7 protein-coding genes are annotated in these 8,946 nt (G+C 39.2%); all 7 read left to right on the top strand.

The window, feature by feature from the left end; all coding sequences use genetic code 11:
* Window positions 1-97: 97 nt before the first annotated feature.
* The 7 genes from FC85_RS14240 to FC85_RS14205 all read left to right on the top strand — a co-directional run bounded on the left by FC85_RS14240 (window position 98) and on the right by FC85_RS14205 (window position 8,887).
* Window positions 98-730 (top strand): glycoside hydrolase family 73 protein, encoded by a 633-nt coding sequence (locus tag FC85_RS14240; RefSeq protein ID WP_235807840.1) that lies wholly within the window; start codon window positions 98-100, stop codon window positions 728-730.
* A 15-nt stretch (window positions 731-745) separates the two neighbouring features.
* A complete protein-coding gene (locus FC85_RS14235; RefSeq protein WP_057866176.1) occupies window positions 746-1,318 on the top strand; it encodes a xanthine phosphoribosyltransferase in 573 nt (190 codons plus the stop codon).
* Between the two features lie 88 nt (window positions 1,319-1,406).
* Window positions 1,407-2,570, top strand: coding sequence for an ATP-grasp domain-containing protein (locus FC85_RS14230; protein WP_057866175.1), 1,164 nt, complete (start codon window positions 1,407-1,409; stop codon window positions 2,568-2,570).
* A 175-nt stretch (window positions 2,571-2,745) separates the two neighbouring features.
* The gene (pcrA, locus tag FC85_RS14220) at window positions 2,746-4,980 is read left to right on the top strand and encodes a DNA helicase PcrA (protein ID WP_057866173.1); all 2,235 of its coding nucleotides are present in this window, start codon (window positions 2,746-2,748) and stop codon (window positions 4,978-4,980) included.
* Between the two features lie 75 nt (window positions 4,981-5,055).
* Window positions 5,056-5,652, top strand: a complete 597-nt coding sequence (locus FC85_RS14215; RefSeq protein WP_057866172.1) for a sugar O-acetyltransferase — start codon at window positions 5,056-5,058, stop codon at window positions 5,650-5,652.
* A gap of 62 nt (window positions 5,653-5,714) precedes the next feature.
* The gene (gene ligA, locus FC85_RS14210; RefSeq protein ID WP_057866185.1) at window positions 5,715-7,727 is read left to right on the top strand and encodes an NAD-dependent DNA ligase LigA; all 2,013 of its coding nucleotides are present in this window, start codon (window positions 5,715-5,717) and stop codon (window positions 7,725-7,727) included.
* A 14-nt stretch (window positions 7,728-7,741) separates the two neighbouring features.
* On the top strand, window positions 7,742-8,887 hold the full coding sequence (locus FC85_RS14205) for a CamS family sex pheromone protein (protein WP_083485150.1): 1,146 nt from the start codon (window positions 7,742-7,744) through the stop codon (window positions 8,885-8,887).
* Window positions 8,888-8,946 lie beyond the last annotated feature (59 nt).

The raw sequence follows: 8,946 nt of genomic DNA, 5'->3' as shown, positions 1-8,946 counted from the left end.
ATGTCTAGTCTGAAAGGTCTAGTTGATTAGTGTTGCACTTGAATTTTAAACTGGGCAGTTAAAATTAGTTTTGAAAGTCAGAAAGTTTGAGGATACATTGGTTAAATACAGAAAGAGGCGGAAATTACGCGCCAAAAAATCAAATCTAGTTGTCATGATTGTGCTCATTGGTCTCGCATTAATGATTACGATAGGATTTCGCGTACTATCTCAAAGTGTTTCGGATGCCACAAAAGTAGAAAATGCAACGGATCAATTAGCAGTTGAACACCGAAAATTCATTCGAACGTTGGCACCACAAGCACAGAGATTGCAAGGAGAATATAACATATTGCCGAGTATTACGTTAGCCCAGGCAATTTTGGAGTCTGACTGGGGAGATAGTCAACTTGCAAGTAAGTACTACAATTTGTTCGGTGTAAAAGCCCGTAGCGGTTCAAACAACTCAGTTTACCTTGACACACAGGAATTCGTAAATGGTCGTTATATAACCGTTAAAGCTCGCTTCCAGGTTTATAATAGTTGGGATGATTCGCTAACTGATCATGCACGCTTACTTGCGCAAGGAACGCAATGGAACTCGCAACAATATCATGATGTGCTTGCGGCCCAAAATTATCTGCAAGCAGCCGATGCCCTTCAAAAGGATGGCTATGCAACTGATCCAGCGTACACAGAAAAATTGGTTTCAATTATTCGAAATTACAAGTTATATCAGTATGATGATTAGAAAGGAATTTATATAATGGATTTACTTAAGGAGAAAATTAAGAAAGACGGCACCGTATTACCAGGGAATGTTTTAAAAGTTGATAACTTTTTGAATCATCAAGTTGATGCTAAGCTGATGGATCAAATTGGTGAGGAGTTTGCCCGCCTATTCAAGGATGAAAAAATAACCAAAGTAGTCACTGTTGAGTCCTCGGGGATCGCTCCTGCACTTACGACTGCAATTCACTTAGGTGTTCCATTGATTTTCGCACGTAAACATAAAAGTGTTACATTGACGGATGATTTGTATACCGCTAAGGTTTATTCATACACAAAAAAAGTTAGCAACAATATTAGTATTGATAAACGATTTTTAAACGCTGACGATCATATTTTAATTATTGACGACTTTTTGGCGAATGGACAGGCAGTTCAAGGACTTCTGGAAATTGCTAAATTAGCGGACGTTTCTGTTTCTGGGATTGGCATTGTCATCGAGAAGAGCTTTCAAAAGGGACATGCGATGATTGAAAAAACTGGGATCCGTCTTGAATCGCTTGCTAGAATCGCATCACTCAAAGATCAAAGCGTTACTTTTGTTGAATAATCGGTTTATAGTATAATGAGCAGATGTTATTATCGAAATGATAAGAATCAGCTTGTTAAGTAATGACAATATGAAAGTAGTGAATTAATTGGCAAATGCAAATGTCCTTTATCCAGGTCAAACAATCGGCATTCTTGGTGATAGTATCAGTAGTCCAGAACTTCTTGTCCGTGCAAAGAAGATGGGCTTTAATGTTGGTATGTATAGTTCAAACGAAAATAGCAAGGCCATGCAGCTAGCTGACTATAAGTATATTGGACCCCTCAATGATAAACAGGCATTAAAAATGTTTGCTGAACGTTGTGATGTTGTGATGTACAATAATGATTCTATTGACTCTGAAATTATTCGCTATATTTCTAAATTTACTTCTGTTCCACAAAAAGATAGTTTACTGGACATCATTCAAGATCGGCTAATTGAAAGAAGCTTTTTTGAAACGTTAAATATTAATATGGCACCTTACGCGACAATTGTGACGCTAGAAGATGTGTATCAGGCAATCAATTCGATCGGTTATCCCGCAATTCTTAAACCTATCCAACGCGGCCTGCTGGGTGGCAAAGAATTACTGATCAAGAATCAAGCGGACATTGTTGCTGCCTCGGGGTTGTTGGATGCTGGAACTTACATACTTGAATCCTATGTTGTTCATGACATTGATTATTCAATAATTGTTACTCGAAAAGAAGACGGCTCACGGGTTATTTTTCCAACTGTGGAAGTTATTTATCACGGTGAACAAATCATGACGGCTTTTACACCAGCTAAGTTAGATCCAGATGTTGACAAAGAGATGAAACGAATCACCTCAGAAATTGCCAATAATGTAGATTACGTTGGAACTTTTGAAGTGTCATTATTTTTAGCTAAGAATGGTTCAATCTATGTTAACCGTGTAGCGCCAGTCCTTAGTCCTGCTGGCTTTGTATTTGATTACGCGACTAATGCAAATGAATTCGAACAACATCTTAGAGCGATTGCCGGGTTACCTTTGACAAAAACGATTTCCGGCATTCCAACTATTTTTCAAACTATCCGACAAAAGGAGTATCAACGTGTGCAAACGCAATGGGTCATTAAGGATAATTGGCATTTTACATTTTATGGAAACAATCCTAAAAATGATGAAGTGTCAGTTGGCCATGTCCTTATTCCGACAAAGTCATTATCAAGCACGTTAATGCAAGTTGAAGCAACTGGAATTTGGAATGATATTGACTTTAAAACAAAGTATGAGAAGCAACAATAGGTGCCTATATGGCTGGGACAAATTTTATTTTGTCACCGGCCATTTTGTTTTTATATATCAATATTGAAATGATTAGAAATTTTTTTGACGGCCAACTTACCATTTTTCATATAAAGCGAGTCGTTATATTTTTTGGTATAATTGATTGGATAATTGCGAGAGGATGGAAAATTCATTGGCAGAAGAAAGTTTATTAGAAGGTTTGAACAAAGACCAAAAAGATGCTGTTATTCATACGGAGGGTCCTGTTCTAATTATGGCTGGAGCGGGGAGTGGTAAAACTCGTGTTCTGACACATCGAGTTGCTTATATTATTGAACATAATCATGTGATGCCTTGGAACATTTTGGCAATTACATTTACGAATAAGGCTGCCAGAGAAATGCGTGAACGGGTATCAAAATTGCTTGGTGAAGGTGGCAATGATGTTTGGGTCTCAACCTTTCATGCGTTGTGTGTGCGCATTTTAAGAAGATATATTGATGTTTTAGGGTATAATCGTGCATTTACGATTGCCGACACCAGCGAACAGCGAACATTAGTAAAACGTGTTCTTCGGGAGTTGAATATTGATCCAAAGAAGTTTGACCCGCGTTCAATTCTTGGCTCAATTTCCAATGCCAAAAATGATTTATTGACGCCAAAAGCATTTCGTCAAAAAGCAGTTAGTGCTTTTGATAAAATTGTTGCGGATGTCTATGACCGTTATCAGTCAGAGTTAAAGCAGAATCAATCGTTAGATTTTGATGATCTGATTATGGTGACGATTGAACTCTTCGATTCACATCCGGATGTGCTGGCGTATTATCAAGATAAATTTCATTATATCCATGTTGATGAGTATCAGGATACCAATGAGGCACAATACCGTCTGGTAAACACACTTGCACAGAAGAATCGAAACATTTGTGTGGTTGGTGATGCCGACCAGAGTATTTATGGTTGGCGAGGTGCCAATATGCAAAATATTTTGGACTTCAAGAAGGATTATGCAGATGCCCATGTGACGCTTTTGGAACAAAACTATCGTTCGACAAAAACTGTTTTGGCCGCTGCTAATTCAGTTATTGCACATAACGATAATCGAGCAGATAAAAACTTATGGACAGAAAATGAACAGGGCGAGCAGATCTCATATTATCGTGGGCAAACAGAAAACGATGAGGCTCGCTATGTTGTTGCTAAGATTCAAGAAGAAATGGCAAAAGCTAAACGAGATTATGGTAGTTTTGCGATCCTTTACCGAACCAATGCGCAATCACGAGTTATTGAAGAGACGCTGCTAAAATCCAATATTCCGTATACGATGGTTGGTGGGCATAAATTTTACGATCGTAAGGAAATTCGGGATGCCCTTTCTTATCTAACATTACTAGGAAATCCGGATGATTCGATGAGTTTTGAACGAGTTATTAATGAACCAAAACGTGGTGTTGGTCAGGCAAGTATTGAACGCCTCAGGGTTTTTGCCAACGATCATGGCTGGTCTTTACTTGAGGCAGCTAAGAACATCGATTTAGCTAATGAAATTTCAACTCGTGCCAAAAATTCAATTGGTGGATTCGAGCAAATGGTGAGTTTAATTGCTGCAAAATTAGATACAATGTCAATTACGGAAATTGCCCAAGAGATTCTTGACCAAAGTGGGTATTTGAGTACGTTAAAAGCTTCTAAATCACTTGAGTCGCAGTCCAGGTTAGAAAATTTAGAAGAATTTATCTCAGTTACCCAAAAGTATGATTCAGAAAATCAGGGTGAAACGGGTCAGCAAAACTTGGTTAATTTTTTAAGTGATTTGGCATTAGTTTCTGATCAAGATGACCTCGAAGACGATAATGCCCAAGTGACATTGATGACACTTCATGCGGCAAAAGGCCTAGAGTTCCCGGTTGTATTTATTATGGGGATGGAAGAAGGGTTGTTCCCTCTTTCTCGAGCTGCCCAAGATGAATCAGAACTTCAGGAAGAGAGACGATTAGCCTATGTTGGAATTACGCGGGCCAAGGAGAAACTATACATTACAAATGCCTATTCCCGAATGCTATATGGTCGACGACAGACAAATCCGGAATCGCGGTTTGTAAATGAAATTAAACCGGAATTACTGCATTATGATAATCCTAAGCAGACTGAAAGCCCGATCTCAACACCATTTGATTGTCGGACACGTCGTGCAACAGCAACCACATATCATCGACCATCCCAAATTGTTGAAAAACCCAAGGGAACCGGTGCTGATAAGAAGGCTTGGGAAGTTGGTGATAAAGTTTCCCATAAGGCTTGGGGGACGGGAACGGTTGTTAAAGTTTCTGGAACTGGTGAAGACATGGAATTGGATATTGCGTTTCAATCACAGGGAATTAAAAGATTATTAGCAGCGTTTGCACCAATTAAAAAAGTTCAAGTTTAACCAGGCACAATTAACTAATATTAAATTATGAAATGTGCACAACAATAAGCCTGGATAGTTAATGGGGGAGTTTTAATGAGTCTGAAAGAAGCAATGAATCATGGTGACATATATGAAGAATCGGGTTTTAGTGATCCGGTGGATATTGCCTATGCCGAGCAATTGGCTCACGAACGCTTGAGAAGCAAGCGGTTATCTTTCAAATATAATCAAACAGATCCAGATGATGAAGATCAGCGGCAATCGATTTTACACCAACTATTTAAATACTTTGGTAAGCATTCTTTTATTGAAGGGCCGGTTTATACAAGTTATGGAAACCATACCACGATCGGCGACGACTTTTATGCCAACTTTAACTTAACCATTGTCGATGATGTGAGTGTTGAAATTGGCAACCATGTGATGTTTGGGCCAAACGTGATGATATCGGTAACAGGACATCCCCTTAATGGCCGTGATCGGCGTCATGGTGCACAATTTAGCAAGTCAATTAATATTGGTGATGATGTTTGGATTGGCGGTAACGTTTCAATTTTGCCTGGTGTTTCCATTGGGAGTAACGTTGTCATTGGTGCCGGAAGTGTTGTGACTCACGATATTGCTAATGATTCTGTTGCCTTAGGGACACCTGCACGGATTGTTAAACATCTTGAACCAATTAATAAGTAACTAAAATGATCATTTTAGTTTGATAAAAATATTAACAGAAGGTGCTTTTTGTGGCGGAAAATATGACTGAGCAGCAAGCGGTCAAGACCGTTTCTGAACTGCGTGAGAAACTAAATAAGTGGGCAGATGAATACTACACTTATGATTCACCAAGTGTTGAGGATTCTGTTTATGATGCAACATACCAACAACTTGTCGAACTGGAAACCAAATACCCTCAATTGATTACGCAAGACTCGCCAACTCAGAAAGTAGGGGATCATACATTACCGGGATTTTCAAAGGTGCAGCATGAAATTCCGATGCTGTCATTAGGGGATGTCTTTTCAACAAATGAATTGGCCGAATTTGTTGATCGTCTTGCTGAAACAGATTCCATAACATTTGAGTATAATTGTGAATTAAAAATTGATGGTTTAGCGATTTCTCTTCGGTACGAAAATGGTCGCCTAGTGCAAGGGTCTACTCGTGGAAATGGGCAGATTGGTGAAGATATTACCCGTAACTTGAAGACAGTTAAGTCAATTCCACAAAAATTAACCCGGCCAATCAACATTGAAGTTCGTGGCGAATGCTATATGCCTAAGTCTTCATTTGTCTCACTAAATGAGCAGCGGCAAAATAATGGCCAGGAACCATTTGCTAATCCGCGCAATGCAGCTGCTGGGAGTTTGCGCCAATTGAATCCCAAAGTAACCGCACATCGGAAACTCAGCACTTTTATGTACAATGTTGCTAATATTGATGATTTGCAGTCAAACACCCAAAGTGGCATGTTGGCGGAACTGAAAGCATTGGGATTTGAAATAAATCCTGATTATTTTGTTGCCCATTCAATGGCCGAGATTAATGATTACGTGGATAAATATACGCAACGTCGTGATGGGTTACCATACGGGATTGATGGGATTGTTATCAAGGTTAATTCATTGCAGCTTCAGCGATCACTTGGTGCAACTGTAAAAGTGCCAAGGTGGGCTATTGCATATAAATTTCCACCTGAAGAAGCAGAGACAGTTGTTAGAGATATTGTTTGGACAGTTGGTCGAACAGGGGTTGTGACACCCACCGCAGTAATGGATGAAGTCACTTTGGCTGGGACGACAGTTAGTCGCGCGTCGCTTCATAATCCTGATTATTTGCAGGAGAAGGATATCCGGATTGGGGATACGGTTAAACTCCACAAAGCTGGTGATATTATTCCTGAAATTTCAACTTATATTAAATCCAAACGGCTAATGACCAGTCAACCATACGCTATTCCAACACAGTGTCCCTCCTGCAGTTCTGAGCTGGTTCATTTGGATGAGGAAGTTGCATTACGTTGTATTAACCCTAAATGTCCGGCCCAACTCCAAGAAGGATTAACTCATTTTGCTTCTCGTGATGCAATGGATATTGACGGACTCGGTCCCAAAATTATTGCTCAGTTATTTAAAAAACATATGTTGAATGATGTTGCTGGACTATATGACTTAACATTTGATCAGCTGATTACTTTGGACAAATTTGGTGAGAAATCAGCGAATAATCTACTCTCGGCAATTGATAACAGTCGAAGCAATTCTTGTGAGCGACTGTTATATGGTCTAGGAATTAGACACGTTGGTATTAAAGCAGCACGATTAATTGCACAACGTTTTAAAAATATTGATAAGGTTATAGCAGCAACCGCCCAAGAGATTGCTGAAATTGATACAATGGGAATGATTATCGCGGATAGTGTTGTCACTTATTTTTCGACGCCGGAGTCACAAGAATTGATTGCACAGCTTAAACAAGTCGGGGTTAATATGACTTACAAGGGTGTTACTGATGCGCAACTTGAACAAAGTGATTCTGTGTTTAATGGGAAGAAGTTTGTTTTGACAGGCAAGCTGCAAGCCATTACACGGCCAGAAGCTACTCAGTGGTTAGAAGATCATGGAGCTAGCGTTAGCAGTTCTGTTTCAAAGAAGACCGATGTCGTGGTTGTTGGTGAAGATCCGGGAAGTAAGTATGATAAAGCTAAACGTCTGGGCGTTGAAGTTTGGAATGAAAACCGTTTTCGCGAAACCATGAATGATGAAGAGTAGTAATGGAGGAATCAATGTTGAAAAAAATAATCCTTGGGATTTCAATTATCCTGACCGGTGTTATGCTGGCAGCGTGTGGCAGTGTTGATAATCTGTCCAGTGATACAAACAGTTCCAGTGGATCAAAGTCCAAGACGCAACTAACTGGTCAAACCAATAGTGGTTATTATCAAGGAGTCATTAAGAACGGTCGATACCAAACGAGTAAATCTCGTGGTGTTAGTGTCCAACAGGAGTCTAATCAATTTAACATTAAAGGGTTTGAAAATGGCTTGTTGAACATTTCCAAAAATCAATTTTCAACCAAAGAATATATCTTTCAAGAGGGGCAATACCTTTCAACTAAGCAAGTTGAGGCATGGCTGGGTCGAAAGTCAAAATCCAATCCGACTGGTTTGAACCCCAAGAAATCCAAGTCAACTAATCCAAAGACCCGGACACCGGTTTATCTATCTCAGATTAATGAGCAGGATTACATGACGCGAACCGGTAAATCGCTTAAATTATCTGGGATGACAGTTGGATTAGCCATTAATTCTGTCGATTATTACAAGAAGACGCAGTATGGGCCAACATTTGAGACCGACATCTCCAACATGGAAGTCAGCCAACATGGTAAAGAGATTGCTAATCAGGTTCTTCAACGATTACGAAGTAAAAAAGCGCTCAAAAATATTCCAATCGTCATTGCCTTGTATAAGCAAGCTTCTGATGACAGTTTAGTTGGTGGAAATTTCTTTACTTATTCCGTTAACAAACAGGGAGCCTCAAAGATTAATAAATGGACGGCAATTAAACAAAAAAATTATGTTTTCCCACTTCAGTCCAGCCAAAAGGGGCCAAGTCAAAATGATGAGGATGCCTTCGCTAACTTTAAGTCTGAGACACAGAGTTTCTTCCCTAACTTAAGTGGTGTAACGGCACAGGCTCAGTATACAAACGGGTCGCTAAGCGGTATGAATATCAATATTACGACCCAGTTTTATAGCCAGACCGAAATCATTAGTTTTACTCAATATATTCAAACTGCTGCTCAAAAATACTTACCTGCCAATGCGCCGATTGACATTACCGTTCAATCTACGGAAGGGATTCAGAGCTTCTTAAGTCGTAAAGCAAATGAAAAGAAATTTTCAGCGCATATCTTTAATAGTTACTGATTTTTGAAAAAATAACATTATTTATATGGTAAAATGACAATTGTTGTTAAATTAATTAT

This window comes from Lentilactobacillus diolivorans DSM 14421 (genome assembly GCF_001434255.1).
GTDB lineage: Bacteria > Bacillota > Bacilli > Lactobacillales > Lactobacillaceae > Lentilactobacillus > Lentilactobacillus diolivorans.
The sequence above is the reverse complement of the archived record's forward strand: the minus strand, read 5'-3'. Positions and strand labels throughout refer to the sequence as shown.

What these genes read in the sequence shown, in the direction of transcription:
- FC85_RS14205 (WP_083485150.1), top strand. Translation starts at nt 7,742, where the DNA reads ATGTTGAAAAAAATAATCCTTGGGATTTCAATTATCCTGACCGGTGTT.
- FC85_RS14235 (WP_057866176.1), top strand. Translation starts at nt 746, where the DNA reads ATGGATTTACTTAAGGAGAAAATTAAGAAAGACGGCACCGTATTACCA.
- FC85_RS14215 (WP_057866172.1), top strand. Translation starts at nt 5,056, where the DNA reads ATGAGTCTGAAAGAAGCAATGAATCATGGTGACATATATGAAGAATCG.
- ligA (WP_057866185.1), top strand. Translation starts at nt 5,715, where the DNA reads ATGACTGAGCAGCAAGCGGTCAAGACCGTTTCTGAACTGCGTGAGAAA.